Here is a 15,370-nt window from a genome sequence, read left to right on the forward strand (position 1 = left end):
CCGGATTAAGACCCTTAGGGTGTTATATAATCGAAATAATCTGGCTGCAACAGCAATCGGAGGATCAAACGGATTGCGGAGCGGCCAGGATTCACTATTAATTTTAATATTCGAGGTGACAATATATGCTTAGCGATACGATCGCCGCGATTTCAACCGCGGTAGGCGAGAGCGGAATTGCCGTGATCCGGGTCAGCGGACCCGAGGCGATTGCCGAAGTGGGACGGTTGTTCCGTTCCAAAATTGCATTGCCGGAGGCTGAAAGCCATACGGTGCATTACGGATTCATCATAGATCCGGAAACGGGCGAGAAGCTGGAGGAGGTTCTCGTATCGCTGTTTCGGGCTCCCCGTTCCTTTACCACGGAGGATGTAGTGGAAATCAGTACGCACGGGGGCATTATTTCCGTGAAACGCGTGATGGATTTACTGCTGCAGCAGCGGGATATCCGTTTGGCGGAGCCAGGGGAATTCACGAAACGCGCCTTCTTGAACGGACGGATCGACTTGTCTCAGGCGGAGGCTGTCATTGACTTGATCCGGTCGAAATCGGACCGGGCTTTCTCGGTGGCGCTAAAGCAAGTGGAAGGGGACTTGTCGCGTAAAATAAACACCCTGCGGCATTCCCTGGTAGAGACGCTTGCCCATATCGAGGTGAACATCGATTATCCGGAGCATGACGTGGAGTCGATGACCACCGAATTCATTAAGAACAAATGCACGGAGGTAACCGAGGGAATCGAGACCCTTTTGAAAACGGCGAATCAGGGAAAAATATTACGGGAAGGCATCACGACAGCTATAGTAGGGCGGCCGAATGTGGGCAAATCCTCGCTGTTGAACGCCTTGGCCCGGGAAAATAAAGCGATCGTTACCGATATTCCCGGTACGACGCGCGACGTGATCGAAGAATACGTGACGATTAACAATATTCCATTGAAGCTGCTCGATACGGCAGGAATCCGTGAAACGATGGATGTCGTTGAACGGATCGGAGTAGAGCGCTCGAAAGCGGCGGTCCTGGAGGCGGATCTCATCCTCCTGGTGCTGAACAGCTCCGAGCCGCTTCATGAAGATGAAATAAAGCTGATGGAGCAACTAAGCGGTCGTCCAACGCTGGTGCTTTTGAACAAAATCGACCTACCACAGCAGCTGGACAGAGGGAAAGTAGCACTTTATTTCCCGGAAAATGCAATCGTCGAATTGTCCGCAAAAACGCAGGAGGGATTGGACCATCTGGAAGATGCTATATCCCAACTCTTCTTTGGCGGTAAGCTGGAGTCCGGGGATTTAACTTATGTGAGCAATGTGCGTCATATCGCCCTGCTCAAAAAGGCGAAACAGTCACTGGCTGAAGCTTATGATGCTGCAGATAGCGGCATACCGATTGATATCATGCAAATCGATGTAAGGCTGGCCTGGGAGCAGTTAGGCGAAGTTATTGGCGATTCGGCACCAGATGCGCTGATCGACCAAATATTTTCACAATTCTGCTTAGGAAAATAAAGGTTTGGAGCTATTCCAATCCGGAGATCGTGGTATGATGATGGGGATCCAATTAATGCATTAAATTTTAATTAAATGGAGAGGACTGTGCAGAGGCGAGTCCATCTTCTTATCTATTGGTAAAGTAAAAAAACTTAGGAGGTTGATTCGATGGGATATGATGCCGGAAGCTATGACGTAATCGTAGTCGGAGCAGGGCATGCGGGCTGTGAGTCCGCGCTGGCGGCGGCTCGGATGGGTTGCCGTACGCTGATGATTACGATTAATTTGGACATGGTCGCCTTTATGCCGTGCAATCCTTCGATTGGCGGCCCGGCAAAGGGCCATGTTGTGCGCGAGGTTGATGCGCTAGGCGGAGAGATGGGCCGCAATATAGACAAAACTTTTATCCAAATGCGGATGTTGAATACCGGTAAAGGCCCGGCGGTACACGCTTTGCGGGCTCAAGCGGATAAATTTTCATACCAGCATACAATGAAAGAAGCGATGGAGAAGGAACCGAACCTGACTATGCGTCAGGGAATGGTTGAAGAACTGATCGTGGAGAACGGAAAATGCGTCGGTGTTGTTGCCCAAACGGGTGCGGAATACCGGGCAAAAGCCGTAGTGTTGACGACTGGAACCTATTTGCGCGGTAAAATTATTATGGGCGAGCTCATGTATGAGAGCGGTCCTAACAATCAACAGCCTTCCGTGAAGCTGTCTCAAAACTTGAAGGAACTGGGCTTTGATTTGGTTCGGTTCAAGACAGGTACCCCACCGCGGGTGCATAAGGACAGCATTGATTTTTCGCAAACGGAAATTCAGCCCGGCGATGATAAGCCGAAGTTCTTCTCTTATGAGACAAAGAGCTCGGACAATGAGCAATTGCCTTGCTGGCTGACCTATACATCTACGGAGACGCATGACATTATTAATGCAAATCTCCATCGGGCACCGATGTTCTCCGGGGTAATTGAAGGGACGGGACCTCGCTACTGTCCTTCCATAGAGGACAAAATTGTCCGTTTTGCCGATAAGCCGAAGCACCAGATTTTCCTCGAGCCGGAGGGCAAGAATACTTCGGAGTACTATGTACAGGGCTTTTCAACCAGTATGCCTGAGGATGTTCAGTTGAAAATGCTGCGCTCCGTTCCCGGCCTGCAAAATGCGGAAATTATGCGGAACGGCTATGCCATCGAATATGATGCGGTCGTACCGACTCAGCTATGGCCATCGCTGGAGACCAAGCGTCTTCCCGGCCTTTTTACGGCGGGACAAATTAACGGAACATCCGGTTACGAGGAAGCGGCGGGACAAGGAATCATGGCCGGAATCAATGCTGCGCGCAAGGTACAGGGTAAAGAACCGGTCATTCTGGACCGTTCGCAGGGGTATATCGGTGTTCTCATCGATGATTTGGTAACCAAAGGGACCAATGAACCGTACCGTTTGCTCACTTCCCGCGCCGAATATCGGCTCTTGCTTCGCCATGATAATGCCGATTTGCGTCTGACGCCGATCGGGTATGAAATTGGCCTGATTACGCAGGAACGTTACAACCAATTTCTTGATAAAAGGGAAAAGGTGGAACGCGAAATTGAGCGGTTGCGGGAAACGAAAGTACGTCCATCGGAGATTAATCCTCTGTTGGAGTCGATCGGCTCAGCGCCGATTCAAGACGGCAGCAACCTGTTGACGATTTTGCGCCGCCCCGAAGTAAGTTATACACATGTGGGTAACTCGTATCCTTCCGACTTGGAATTGGATGAGGAAATGAAGGAGCAAGTCGAAATTCAGATCAAATATGCAGGCTACATTGAGAAGCAATTGCTTCATGTTGAGAAATTACAAAAAATGGAAAAGAAAAAAATCCCTACAAATATTAAATATGAAGAGATTCAGGGACTGGCGATGGAAGCTCGTCAAAAACTCGCCAAGATTCGTCCGATCTCAATCGGGCAGGCTTCGCGTATAGGCGGGGTTACTCCTGCGGATATTTCCATTTTATTGGTATACTTGGAACACTATAATCGGGTAACTGCGGCAGGAGGATAAGACCTTGGATTCAATACAAACTCAATTTCATGACTTGTTGAGCAAACAGAACATCGTCTTGTCTCCCGAGCAGATGCAACAATTCGAGACTTATTATGAGGAACTGGTATCCTGGAACGAAAAAATGAACTTAACCGGCATTACGGAACGGGATCAGGTTTATATCAAACATTTCTATGATTCAGTAACGCTTTCCTTCTATTTAAAGATGGATCAGATTCATAGCTTGGCGGATATAGGATCGGGAGCAGGCTTTCCGGGAATACCTTTAAAAATATGCTTTCCGCATCTGAAATTAACTATTGTCGACTCTTTAAATAAACGAATCCTCTTCTTGCAAAATGTTGCTGATAAGCTGGGTTTGAAAGATGTGGAACTTCTTCACGGCAGGGCGGAGGATATGGCACGTAACGAAGGGTTGCGTGATTCATTCGATCTGGTAACGGCACGAGCGGTAGCTCGCATGGCTGTACTAAACGAATTTTGTCTTCCTTTTGCCAAACCGGGCGGCACTTTCGCTGCAATGAAGGGCAGTGATCCTGCAGAAGAGGTACGGGAATCGGCGAAGAGTTTATCGGAGCTAAGAGGAAAGCTGAAGGATAGTCATCATTTTTCTCTTCCGATGGAAAATTCGGAGCGCCATATTATTTGGGTTAGCAAAACCGGACCGACGCCTAAGAAGTATCCCCGCAAAGCGGGCACTCCTTTAAAATCGCCAATTTTATAATATTGAATGAACCAACCTCCTAGCAAATTGTTCCACGTGAAACAACTTTGCCAGGGGGCTTTTTTTTGTCATAAAGGCAAGCTTGTTTATCTTAAAATTCATTTATAAGAGAATAGGATTATAGAGGAAAAAGTGGTAGAATAGATATATCGCTAATTATTGTCGGGGCATTTGCTTCAACATTGGCTAATCCTAACTCATGCAATAGCCAAAAGGTGAGAATTTACCTTTTTGCACAATCGTTGTCCTGGGGTTGTATTTGCTTCAAGATATCGTTTATACATAGGGAGTCTTGCCTTAGGATGGGTGTATTTGCCCGGTTTCAATCGCATTTTCATTTGGAAGAAAATGTGCTTATAAGGTATGCCTTATGTCACTATGAAATTAGGTGGTAATCTGCGGAATGAAAGAACAATTTTCTAAATTGTTTGGTTTAACCGAACGATCGAACGGTGATGAAGTTAAGCAAATCCCGGTTGGGGATATAGTAGGGAGTCCTTATCAACCCCGCACTATTTTTGATGATGAGAAAATTGATGAGCTCTGCCAAACGATCCGTACTCACGGTGTTATTCAGCCGATCGTTGTCCGCTTCAGAAATGACAAGTATGAGATCATCGCCGGGGAGCGCCGCTGGCGTGCGGTTAAGAAGCTGGGCATGGATACGATTCCGGCTATTGTGCGGGATTTTAATGATTCCCAAGCCGCTTCCATTGCACTGATTGAAAACTTGCAACGCGAAGGACTTACTGCGATTGAAGAAGCGCTGGCCTATCAGAACCTGATCGATTTGCATCAGCTGACCCAGGAGAGCCTGGCTCAAAGACTCGGGAAAAGCCAGTCTACGATTGCCAACAAAATCAGACTTCTTCAGCTTCCTGAAACCGTAAAGACGGCATTAATGGAACGGAAGATTACGGAGCGCCACGCACGGGCATTACTTTCGCTGGATTCCGAAGAATTGCAGCTTAAAGTGCTGGAAGAAGTCATAACCAAGGAATTAAATGTAAAACAGACGGAAGCGCGGATTGCATTCTATAAAGAGGTTGCCAAGAACAAAAAGGCCTCGAAGCGTATTTCCTTCACTAAAGACGTGAGACTCGCGTTAAACACGATTCGCCAATCCATTGATATGGTCTCCGGTTCCGGACTCGCTATTAAAACGGCGGAAAAGGATCATGAGGATCATTACGAAATCGTTATTCAAATTCCAAAAAGATAATGTCCTTATCCACTGGCCATAACCGAAAGGTCCGAGGTCAGTTTCTTTTTTGAAATCGAGCCGTAAGACGTAAGTCGCCAGGAGCACTGTGGTCTTTTTGTAGCAACAACTTGGTGAATACTTGCATATTTTTATAATCTACAAGAAGATTCTTCTATTATATTGAGGTGAAATGGATTGTCTAAAATAATTGCCATTGCTAACCAAAAAGGGGGCGTCGGAAAAACGACGACTTCCGTCAATTTGGGAGCTGGACTTGCATCAATAGGTAAGAAAGTTCTCCTTATTGATATCGACCCGCAAGGAAACACAACAAGTGGCGTAGGCATTAATAAAGCAGATGTAGCCAACTGTATTTATGATGTGTTGATCAATGAGGTGGATCCGAAAGAAGCGATCGCTCCGACCGATATTGATGGATTGAACATCATTCCTGCAACGATTCAACTGGCAGGGGCCGAGATTGAATTGGTTCCTACGATCTCGCGTGAAGTGAGATTAAAGAAATCGCTGCAGCAGGTTAAACATATGTATGATTATATTTTGATTGACTGCCCGCCGTCGCTCGGTATTTTGACGATAAATTCTTTGACGGCTGCGGATTCGGTACTCATTCCAATTCAGTGCGAATATTATGCATTGGAAGGATTGAGCCAGTTACTGAATACGGTACGTCTTGTTCAAAAACACTTGAACACTTCTTTGCAGATAGAAGGGGTATTGCTGACGATGTTTGATGCCCGTACAAATCTTGGTATTCAAGTCATTGAAGAAGTGAAGAAGTATTTCCAGCAAAAAGTTTATAGAACGGTTATACCACGGAATGTTAGACTTAGCGAAGCGCCTTCTCACGGTCAGTCCATCATAACGTATGATCCCAAATCGAAGGGCGCCGAAGTGTATCTAGAGTTGGCAAAGGAAGTGGTTTCCTATGAATAAACGTTTGGGGAAGGGCTTGGATGCATTGATCCCGTCGCTTTCGGTTCAGGAAGACGATAAGGTGATTGAGATTCCATTGAAGCAGCTTCGTGCTAATCCTTACCAGCCAAGAAAAACCTTTGACGAAGAAGCTATCCGGGAATTAGCGGAATCGATTCGTCAGCACGGCGTAATCCAACCAATTATTGTACGCAGTGTATTGAAGGGGTATGAAATCATTGCCGGGGAGCGACGTTTTCGCGCCTCGCAATTTTGTGGAAATACAACGATCCCTGCGGTAGTAAGAGCTTTCTCTGACCAGCAGGTCATGGAAATCGCACTCATTGAAAACCTGCAGCGGGAAAACTTGAACGCCATGGAAATCGCTGTGGCCTATCAAGGCTTGATGGATCAATTCCAATTAACGCAGGAAGAACTTTCCTTAAAGGTAGGGAAGTCCCGTTCCCATATTGCAAACTTTCTGAGATTGCTGTCGCTTCCAGAGGAAGTGAAGGATTATGTTTCACGTGGAACATTATCTATGGGGCATGCAAGAGCCTTGGTCGGATTGAAGGACGCTGGAAAGATTAAACAGCTGGCTAAGCAATGCATCGATCATGAGTGGAGCGTGCGCGACCTGGAGGATGCGGTAAAGCAATTGGACCGGAGCAAACAGGACAAAGCCAAACTCGTAAACAAGAAGCGCGACCCCTATATGGACGAAGTGGAAGAAAACCTGCGGGAGCGTTACAAGACAACAGTTAAGATTAAGGCAACTAAGGAAAAAGGAAAAATTGAAATCAACTTTTACAGCAAACAGGATTTGCAGCGCTTGCTCGATTTGTTGAATTGACAATGAACTGACATGACATACCCGGCTATCCTGTGGGGTAAGAGAGGCCTGTCCTTTCCTCGGGAAGTTGGGTATGTCATTGTATTCTAGGGAGAAAAAAAGGTTGCCGGATGGAGAAAGAGGGTAATCAGTATGAAGCAGCAATCGGTAATTTATTTGGACCATGCCGCTACCTCCTGGCCGAAACCGGCGGGTGTAGGAGAGGCGATGATGGAAATCCTTAACGGGCCATCTGCGAACTCCGGACGAGGAAGCTATGGCATGGCGTTAAAGGCAGCTCGCACTATATTTCAAACCCGAGTACGGCTTGCCAACCTGTTTCATATTGATAACCCGAATGATATTGTGTTCACCTCCAATACGACGGAAGCTCTGAACTTGGCGATTAAAGGCTGTCTGAAGCCGGGAGATCACGTGATTGCGACGATGGTAGAGCATAATTCGGTCAGAAGGCCATTGGAATATTTGAAGAGAACTCAAGGGATTCAGGTGGATTATCTCGCTCTGAATTCGGAGGGGGAGCTGGATCTAGCGGAATTGGAGCGAGCTTTTAGACCAGAGACGAAATTACTAGTATGTGCTCATAGCTCGAATTTACTTGGGAGTATTCTTCCGGTCGGAGAAATGAGCCGAATTGCACATGAACATGGAGCCCTCATTCTCGTTGATGCAGCTCAAACAGCCGGGCGGTACCCCGTAGATGTAAGTTCAATGGGAATTGATCTTTTAGCGTTTCCTGGTCACAAAAGCTTATTAGGTCCGCAAGGAACAGGCGGTCTGTATATCCACCCGAATGTGGATCTGGAGCCGCTGTTGCATGGAGGAACCGGAAGTCAGTCGGAAGCTTTGGAAATGCCGCTGGTCCGGCCGGACCGATATGAAGCCGGGACGCTGAATGCCGTAGGAATTGCCGGGTTGGGCGCCGGGGTAAATCAGGTGTTGGAAATTGGAGTCGAGCAGATCTATAGTCACGAGTGGCAATTGACGCAAAATATAATGACCGAATTAGGGAAAATTAAAAAGGTAACGCTGCTTGGACCGGAACCCGGCAAACCAAGAACCGGCATTGTTGCTTTTACAGTTGAGGATCAGGATGCATCCAGCGTAGCTTTTCAATTGGACCGTAAATTCGGTATTGCCGTAAGAGCCGGGTATCATTGTACTCCTCTGGGGCATATGACGGCAGGGACGTCGGCTGGCGGAGCCGTTAGGGCAAGTGTAGGTTACGCTACAACGGAGGGGGATATTGACGCCCTTATTGCAGCTATACAATACATCGCAAAGTGATATTTACACATAGGGGAGAGCATGCATGCGGGAGTGGAATGAACTCATTATTGATCAGTTGGCTTGGATTGTCGGTGGATTGGCGGTTTTGACGTTATGGCTGCTAATCTGGAATTTCATACAAGGCGGGAAGCTTAGAAAGGTCCGCCGCAGATATGAACAAATGATGCAAGGTACCGGTATTGAGGATCTGGAAGGTTTACTGATCGACTTGAAGAATCAGCAAGGGAAAATTGAAGACATTCAGTCAGAGCAGCAACAAGAGCTTGATAGAGTGAAGACATTGCTCCCCAAACAAAAGGCAAAGGTTGGAATCAAACGCTACAATGCCTTTGGCGAACGCGGCAATGACTTGAGTTTTTCCGTGGCTTTCGTGGACGATATGAAGAATGGCGTAGTCATTACCGGACTATATAGCCGGGATGGATCGTATGTGTACGCCAAGCCCCTGACCGGAGGAGAGTCGCCGCATGCACTTTCATCGGAAGAGGTCGAAGCTATTGCTCTCGCCGGACTAGGGGAATAAAGCCGCGATTCCATTCTTTAATAGCCGTATAAACGCTGCTGGAAATGATTTCCGATAACCGCATGACGAGACTAAGACGCGTATTTTGCAACACAAAATATTCCATAAAGCCGCCGACATTGACGATCCCCGTTACATGGATATCGCCGACCGGCGGCAATTCTTTATTTACGCCTGCACCGGGGCGGAGAGGTCCTTGCACGACCTGGATCGAACCGACACTGGTAGTTTGTCCTAAGCAGGCATCGATCCCGACAATGAAGGGATTGATAAAAGACTGATTGATTTTATTAAGCGTTTCTTTTAAATTCATGGCATGAACAGGTTCTTCCAATGTTCCATAGAGGTGAAAATGGCCGCGATGATTCAGCTTGGAAAGTGCTGTACCTACAAGCGGTCCCAAGCAATCCCCGGTAGAACGGTCGGTTCCGATGCATACGATGACCAGCTCTTGACCGGGAGATACTTTGGCGAAATGCAGAAGCAGACGATGAATAATAGCGGAGTGAATGCCGGGCTCGGTGTGAGGTATTTTTAAATAAGGAATATCTTGTCCCGGAACCGTAGGTTGAATTTGCGACATATAATCTTCCTTTCCTAAATGGTGCATTGAGATGGCCTGCTAAGGCACTGCTTTCGGATATTAGTAGATAGTATATGGAAATTTCTGAAGTTATATACTCGGACTATAGTCGCAGAAAGGGGAGAGATAGGAGTTGGAGGATTGGCTGGTAATGGCATTCGACTCGACGCAGCAAGCACTGCGGGCCGAAATGCTGCTGGAATACGCAGAAGTGGAGATTGATTTATGCCCGACTCCTAAGGAAATCACGGCAGGCTGTGCATTATCCATTCAGTTTCCGCAGGAGTCTCTTGCGATAGTAAGAGAGATCGTCCTTCAGGAATCGGTGGAAATACGAGGAATCTTTTTCCGTCAGGCAGCAGGCTATGAGCAAATCGGACTTGAGGAGGGGACAGGATGAAACGATGGTTGAGCGTAGAAACGCCGGGGGGTGTCATTGAACAGGCGATAACCTGGAAAGATAAGATGTGGAATTGGTTTACAGATATGGATATGTGGCAGGCCTTTGTGTTCTCGGCGATTCGAATCATCATCATCTTTTTGTTGACCCGTTTATTTGTAAAGATAATATATAAGGTGATTGATAGATCTCTCGAACGGCGGGAAAAAGGCCGTCTGCAGGTAAACCCCCGCAGATTCATTACGGTCGGGGAACTGCTTAAGAATGTAACTTCCATTACAAGCAATTTTATTATGCTGATGCTGATTATGGGCGAGATTGGAGTGAAACTGGGTCCGCTGCTGGCGGGAGCCGGCGTGCTGGGTCTGGCCATCGGGTTTGGCGCACAAAGTTTGGTGAAAGATGTGATTACCGGCTTTTTTATTATTTTGGAGGATCAGTTTGCAGTGGGCGATGTCATCCAAACGGGAACGTTAAAAGGAACGGTGGAGATTATCGGCCTGCGCTCAACCCGGCTGGTTAGCTGGACCGGTGAAGTTCATATCATTCCCAACGGGATGATTACGAACGTAACCAACTATTCGTTGGGGAATGCCTTAGCGGTCGTAGATCTTCCGTTCAGCAATACGAGAAAACTGGAAGACACTCTGAACCTGCTGAAAAAGGCGATGCTGGACTTATCGGAAAGCAGCGGGGATATCACTCAGGTTCCGAGTATCATGGGCGTACAATCGCTTACGGCCAGCGAGTATGTCGTCAGGGTTGCCGTAGAGTGTCTGCCGGGCGTAAGGGCTAATGTGGAGCGTGAGATTCAAATGTACGCCAAAGAGGCGCTGGAGGAAGAAGAGGCGCTCAGATTGGCTGCTGAAGCCCAGAAACAGCAGGATGGCCAGCCAGGTTGATCTGGAGGCTTATATCGCAAAGGAATCGGGTTAAAGTGCAGGAGGGGGACAAATGGAACGGAAATCTTTTCAATTGGGCGATGTAGTATTAATGAAGAAGAACCATCCTTGCGGCAGCAATGAGATGGAGATTATCCGGATGGGCATGGATATCCGAATCAAATGCGTAGGCTGCAAGCACAGTGTGCTCGTCCCGCGGGCAAAATTTGAAAAAAACATGCGCAAAGTGCTGCGATCAGCCTCCGAGGATTCAGGTCAAAACGATGGGGCGGGAGGGGCTCTCAATTAGCCCTGTAAAGCGCGAAGCTGGAAGAGGAGAGGGCTTCGATTTCAGGTGAATAAACCCTTGAAGATGGGGCCCTCCGGCAGCTTTTCGCCGATCAATTCCCATCATAAAGAGAAAGTATTGCATTTTGAAAAAAAGCATGGTACAATCATTCTTGCTTGTTAAATGGAGAGGTACCCAAGAGGCCCAAGGGGGTTGACTCGAAATCAATTAGGCGTCGCAAGGCGTGCGTGGGTTCGAATCCCACCCTCTCCGCCATTAACTTGAATGATCAAACCTTTCGTGTGAATACACGGAAGGTTTTTTTGTTTTATTGGCACATCATCCAAACTTAGTTTCTAATCAAACCGAAAAGGACCCTTGCGGGTCCTTTTTCTGGTCGACGGCGAGCTTATTTGGAATTCTTGTCTCACAACCTAAGAAACGGTCGATGTTTGCTTTGGCAACCCGGACTAAAGAAGAGGGGTCTTCACTAACCCGAGATCTTGGCTTCTAAATCGTAGTGAATAAGACTCCTGAGTAATGTTGCTCGCTGATACCTCCAACGGAACCACACCTCTCTTGGCAACGCCGTCTGATTGTATTATGTGCAGGATGCAGGGTTCTATACACGAATTTTTTAAAATTTCAGCTATCCGGCAAAAACATTAGTGTACACGCGCTTTTTCGGCCTTTTTCCACTTTCTGTCCTTATTCGTGGTCTCAGGAAACGTCTCTCCACGCTCCAAGGTAACCCGTTTGGGGTTCTGAATTTGGGTATGGAAGCTGCGCGCCTCGCTGACTTCAACATAAATGCCCGGGTTCGGCGCTTTGTCGCCCGGTTCGAATTCGGTTTGCTCGCCCATTTTATTGTTCCTCCTTTCTGCCCCGAAGAGGGGAATCAGACATAGTGTTTGTAATGCGGACTTAATCATGTACAAGTCAGAGCCGATAATTATTTACATACATAAACATGGCAGAGAGGATGATTGAAGATGGCAAGGCGTATGAGGGGATTGATCATAATGGTCATCATGGCGCTCGTTATTCCACTAATGCCTATATCGGTTAGCCCGGTGAAGGCTCTTGGAGAATGGATTGAAATATTCACCCAGCGAAATGAAGATAACTCCATCCTGGTTGAAGGATTGGCTAAAGCTTCATCTTTGAGTATCGAGTTGAGGGACGAAGATGAGAAGGCCTTTTTCTCCGCTACAGTAAAGGTAAATAAAGACGGTTATTATCACCTGGTCACGCCTGCTTTTAAAGAAGAGGTATTCAAGGAATCCAGGTTCTCCAAATACAATTACGGCATAGGAGTTTATGTGACTGTACCGGGTGGCGCGCAGGCTGCGACATCTTTGCCGGACTACCGGGATCGTTACGAAACGCCAAGCCGATATGAAAAGTATCGCGAGGGCTACCAGGAACCCGTGCCCATTAAATTTGAACAATACGGAGTCGGATCGCAAGCTACCGTCTTCAAAGAGCCAACCCAGCTGAAAGTTGTAGCCTCACCCGTGTCCGTTGCCGCCAGTGAAGTCCATACCTTGGCGCTTGGAAAGGAAGGCCAACTTTATGGATGGGGGAAGAACACGAACCACGAAATCAACGAGAGCGAAATGCCGGTGCTTCCGCCAACGCTCATTACCACCAACCCAAAAATCCGGAAGATTGAAGCAGGGGATAAATTCTCCTTATATATTACAACGGACGGAGAATTATACGGTTGGGGAGACCTGAAGGATCTCGGCATAAAGACCGTTACCGGGGTACCGATCAAGATCACATTGATTGATGAGCCGATTGCCGATATGAACGCATTTAATCGGGGGGTTGCTCTTCTGACAAAGGCCGGGAACGTTTATCAAATGGGCGGAGTTGGTTGGGCTAATGAGGATGCGCGAGAATTCGTACATAATCATTACAGAAAAATATTAATCCAGGACGCAGTGGCGGTATCCATGAGCAATCATAAAGGCTACGCTTTAAAGAAGGACGGCACCCTATGGGGTTGGAATAATGCCATTGTAGAAGGGCAGACGACCAAAGCCGAGCAAATCGCCGGGTTCAAGGATATCCAAAAGTTCGATGCCGCCAATACGAATGATGAATATATCATTGCCATAGACAAAAAAGGCGAGTTGTGGGGATATGGGGACAATTCGGCAAGACAGCTTGGACAGAAGGTTCCCGCCAAACTGGTTAAACCTACGAATCTTACGAATATGGCGCTTAGATACAATAAAGAAACAGGCTGGAGTGCGGCCGGCAAGAAGCTGAATTACACCTCGGTGTCATTAACGGTAAACGGCGTCCTGCTGCTGACCCAAAACAAGGAATTGCTGACCTTCAATACTTATCCGCGCCTCGGAGACTTGAATAAAAACGTAAGCTTTATTGAAAATACGAGCCGGAATATCTTTTGGATCAGCGGCGGAAAGCTATGGGTTAGCGGATATGACAATGCTTTTGGACAACAAGGTATGGGAGTCAAAGTAAAGTAACTTAAGAAACTACGAGCAACATATTTTGGGTTCTTGCGCCGCGGTTCCCGATTTGATATACTACTATGGTGCGAGTTTAGACTCGTTCCTTGCTCCCAAGAGGAACAAGTTGGGGGCCATAGTCCACAAGGAGGTGAACCAGATGCGCAAATACGAAGTGATGTACATTATTCGTCCTGACCTTGAACAAGAAGCTGTTCAAGCTGTAGTCGAAAAATTCCAAGGCATCATCCAGAACGGCGGAGAAATTACGAAGCATGATGTAATGGGCAAACGCCGGCTTGCGTATGAGATTAACAAGATCCGTGACGGAGTATACGTACTCGTCAACTTTACAGCTACTCCTGATGTAGTTGCTGAGCTTGAGCGGATTCTGAAGATTTCCGACGAGGTTATCCGTTATCTCATTACAAAAGACGTAGCCTAATTCTTCAAGTTTTGTAAAACAAGAAGCCCGAAGGAGGGGATTTGATTGTTGAACCGTGTCATTCTGATCGGACGTCTTACCAAGGATCCGGAGCTGCGTTATACGCCATCCGGTGTAGCGGTCACTCAGTTCACGATTGCCGTGGACAGACCCTTTACCTCGCAAGGCGGAGAACGCGAAGCGGATTTTATTCCGGTCGTAACCTGGAGACAGCTCGCCGAGACGTGCGCAAACTATTTGCGCAAAGGTCGTCTGACGGCTGTGGAAGGACGTATTCAAGTACGGAATTACGAAAATAACGAAGGTAAACGTGTTTACGTCACCGAAGTCATTGCCGATAATGTCCGTTTCTTGGAGTCGAACCGCGAAGGCGGAGCAGGTGGCGGAGGACAACGTGAGGAGACTCCATTTGGAGGTAGTGGCAGTGGCGGTGGCAACACCGGTCGCAGCAACAATTTCTCGCGCGGCAATCAAAATGATCCTTTCTCCGATGACGGGAAGCCGATCGATATTTCGGATGATGATTTGCCATTTTAATTACGGAAAGGACTGAATAGCATGAGCTTCAAACAAAGAGAAGGCGGAGACGACAAGAGACCGGCTCGCCGCGGCGGCCGTAACAAACGTCGTAAAGTGTGCTTCTTCACTGTGAACAAGATTACTCACATTGACTATAAAGATACTGAACTGTTGAAGAAATTCATCAGTGAGCGCGGCAAAATTTTGCCACGTCGTGTAACAGGTACGAGCGCTAAATACCAACGTCTTTTGACTGTTGCAATCAAACGCTCCCGTCAAATCGCTTTGCTTCCGTACACTACGGAGTAATTGGCGGTATGAAAGAGACAGCCGAATCCTCATGGATCCGGCTGTTTTTTTGTTCTAAATGAGAGTGAAATCCCTAGATTTGACGAATTCTGTCATGCTAAAAGCAGGTAAAAAATAGCCTAAAAAGATATTGACGTAAGGTTAATTAACATGTATTATTTACAATAATCAAGTTGGGGATTTTCCCCAGTCTTTACGGGGTTTCTCAACACCTTATTAACCAGTGGTTTATATTGACGCTTTGACGCTTTATCTCATTAACATAAGTTTTATACTATGTTTAATCTTCTTTTGTATACTTCCTCATAGATATAGTTGAATGCTGGTCCTTAACAAGATACCAAATCAAACTATTTTGAATTCACCGCATGTTCTCAAGCTAT

Annotated in this window: 17 protein-coding genes and 1 tRNA gene; 16 read left to right on the forward strand and 2 right to left on the reverse strand. The window is 47.1% G+C overall.

Features of this window, described 5'->3' with window-relative positions; all coding sequences use genetic code 11:
* Positions 1-125 precede the first annotated feature (125 nt).
* The 8 genes from mnmE (at position 126) to KJS57_RS00130 (ending at position 9,075) form a co-directional block, all read left to right on the forward strand.
* Entirely contained in the window at positions 126-1,505 is a 1,380-nt protein-coding gene (gene mnmE / locus KJS57_RS00095) for a tRNA uridine-5-carboxymethylaminomethyl(34) synthesis GTPase MnmE (RefSeq protein WP_213653297.1), read from the forward strand.
* A 150-nt stretch (positions 1,506-1,655) separates the two neighbouring features.
* Positions 1,656-3,542 carry a tRNA uridine-5-carboxymethylaminomethyl(34) synthesis enzyme MnmG gene (mnmG, locus tag KJS57_RS00100; protein WP_213653298.1) on the forward strand — a complete coding sequence of 629 codons (1,887 nt, stop codon included), beginning with the start codon at positions 1,656-1,658 and terminating at the stop codon, positions 3,540-3,542.
* A 4-nt stretch (positions 3,543-3,546) separates the two neighbouring features.
* The gene (rsmG, locus tag KJS57_RS00105) at positions 3,547-4,269 is read left to right on the forward strand and encodes a 16S rRNA (guanine(527)-N(7))-methyltransferase RsmG (protein WP_213653299.1); all 723 of its coding nucleotides are present in this window, start codon (positions 3,547-3,549) and stop codon (positions 4,267-4,269) included.
* Positions 4,270-4,672: 403 nt separating this feature from the next.
* Entirely contained in the window at positions 4,673-5,491 is an 819-nt protein-coding gene (gene noc / locus KJS57_RS00110; protein WP_211025785.1) for a nucleoid occlusion protein, read from the forward strand.
* 177 nt (positions 5,492-5,668) lie between these two features.
* A complete protein-coding gene (locus KJS57_RS00115; protein ID WP_211025787.1) occupies positions 5,669-6,430 on the forward strand; it encodes a ParA family protein in 762 nt (253 codons plus the stop codon).
* Complete coding sequence (locus tag KJS57_RS00120; RefSeq protein ID WP_211025789.1) at positions 6,423-7,262, forward strand: ParB/RepB/Spo0J family partition protein; 840 nt, start codon at positions 6,423-6,425, stop codon at positions 7,260-7,262. The genes KJS57_RS00115 and KJS57_RS00120 overlap by 8 nt, the downstream gene beginning before the upstream one ends.
* 132 nt (positions 7,263-7,394) lie before the next feature.
* Complete coding sequence (locus tag KJS57_RS00125; RefSeq protein ID WP_211025791.1) at positions 7,395-8,549, forward strand: aminotransferase class V-fold PLP-dependent enzyme; 1,155 nt, start codon at positions 7,395-7,397, stop codon at positions 8,547-8,549.
* A gap of 25 nt (positions 8,550-8,574) precedes the next feature.
* Positions 8,575-9,075: a DUF4446 family protein gene (locus KJS57_RS00130; RefSeq protein WP_211025793.1), complete on the forward strand. Its 501-nt coding sequence runs from the start codon at positions 8,575-8,577 to the stop codon at positions 9,073-9,075.
* Here KJS57_RS00130 and yyaC read toward each other — a convergent pair.
* Entirely contained in the window at positions 9,047-9,658 is a 612-nt protein-coding gene (yyaC, locus tag KJS57_RS00135; RefSeq protein ID WP_211025832.1) for a spore protease YyaC, read from the reverse strand. The genes KJS57_RS00130 and yyaC overlap by 29 nt on opposite strands.
* 151 nt (positions 9,659-9,809) lie before the next feature.
* On the opposite strand from yyaC, the gene KJS57_RS00140 reads away from it, so the two are divergent.
* From KJS57_RS00140 to KJS57_RS00155, 4 genes are all read left to right on the forward strand, one after another.
* Positions 9,810-10,058 carry a putative Se/S carrier protein gene (locus tag KJS57_RS00140; protein ID WP_211025834.1) on the forward strand — a complete coding sequence of 83 codons (249 nt, stop codon included), beginning with the start codon at positions 9,810-9,812 and terminating at the stop codon, positions 10,056-10,058.
* Positions 10,055-10,960 (forward strand): mechanosensitive ion channel family protein, encoded by a 906-nt coding sequence (locus tag KJS57_RS00145; RefSeq protein ID WP_213653300.1) that lies wholly within the window; start codon positions 10,055-10,057, stop codon positions 10,958-10,960. Before KJS57_RS00140 ends, KJS57_RS00145 begins: the two co-directional genes overlap by 4 nt.
* A gap of 52 nt (positions 10,961-11,012) precedes the next feature.
* The gene (locus KJS57_RS00150; protein ID WP_213653301.1) at positions 11,013-11,249 is read left to right on the forward strand and encodes a DUF951 domain-containing protein; all 237 of its coding nucleotides are present in this window, start codon (positions 11,013-11,015) and stop codon (positions 11,247-11,249) included.
* Positions 11,250-11,413: 164 nt separating this feature from the next.
* Positions 11,414-11,504, forward strand: a tRNA-Ser gene (locus KJS57_RS00155).
* A gap of 389 nt (positions 11,505-11,893) precedes the next feature.
* On the opposite strand, the gene KJS57_RS00160 is transcribed toward KJS57_RS00155, so the two are convergent.
* Positions 11,894-12,091 carry a YjzC family protein gene (locus KJS57_RS00160; RefSeq protein WP_211025798.1) on the reverse strand — a complete coding sequence of 66 codons (198 nt, stop codon included), beginning with the start codon at positions 12,089-12,091 and terminating at the stop codon, positions 11,894-11,896.
* Positions 12,092-12,220: 129 nt separating this feature from the next.
* Here KJS57_RS00160 and KJS57_RS00165 point away from each other — a divergent pair, with 129 nt between their 5' ends.
* The 4 genes from KJS57_RS00165 to rpsR all read left to right on the forward strand — a co-directional run bounded on the left by KJS57_RS00165 (position 12,221) and on the right by rpsR (position 14,987).
* Positions 12,221-13,732, forward strand: coding sequence for an RCC1 domain-containing protein (locus KJS57_RS00165; RefSeq protein WP_213653302.1), 1,512 nt, complete (start codon positions 12,221-12,223; stop codon positions 13,730-13,732).
* Positions 13,733-13,874: 142 nt separating this feature from the next.
* Positions 13,875-14,159, forward strand: a complete 285-nt coding sequence (gene rpsF / locus KJS57_RS00170; protein ID WP_211025802.1) for a 30S ribosomal protein S6 — start codon at positions 13,875-13,877, stop codon at positions 14,157-14,159.
* Positions 14,160-14,204: 45 nt separating this feature from the next.
* On the forward strand, positions 14,205-14,696 hold the full coding sequence (gene ssb, locus KJS57_RS00175) for a single-stranded DNA-binding protein (protein WP_211025804.1): 492 nt from the start codon (positions 14,205-14,207) through the stop codon (positions 14,694-14,696).
* A gap of 21 nt (positions 14,697-14,717) precedes the next feature.
* On the forward strand, positions 14,718-14,987 hold the full coding sequence (gene rpsR / locus KJS57_RS00180) for a 30S ribosomal protein S18 (protein WP_211025806.1): 270 nt from the start codon (positions 14,718-14,720) through the stop codon (positions 14,985-14,987).
* The last annotated feature ends 383 nt before the right edge of the window (positions 14,988-15,370 follow it).

It is taken from the genome of Paenibacillus vini (assembly GCF_018403325.1).
GTDB lineage: Bacteria > Bacillota > Bacilli > Paenibacillales > Paenibacillaceae > Fontibacillus > Fontibacillus vini.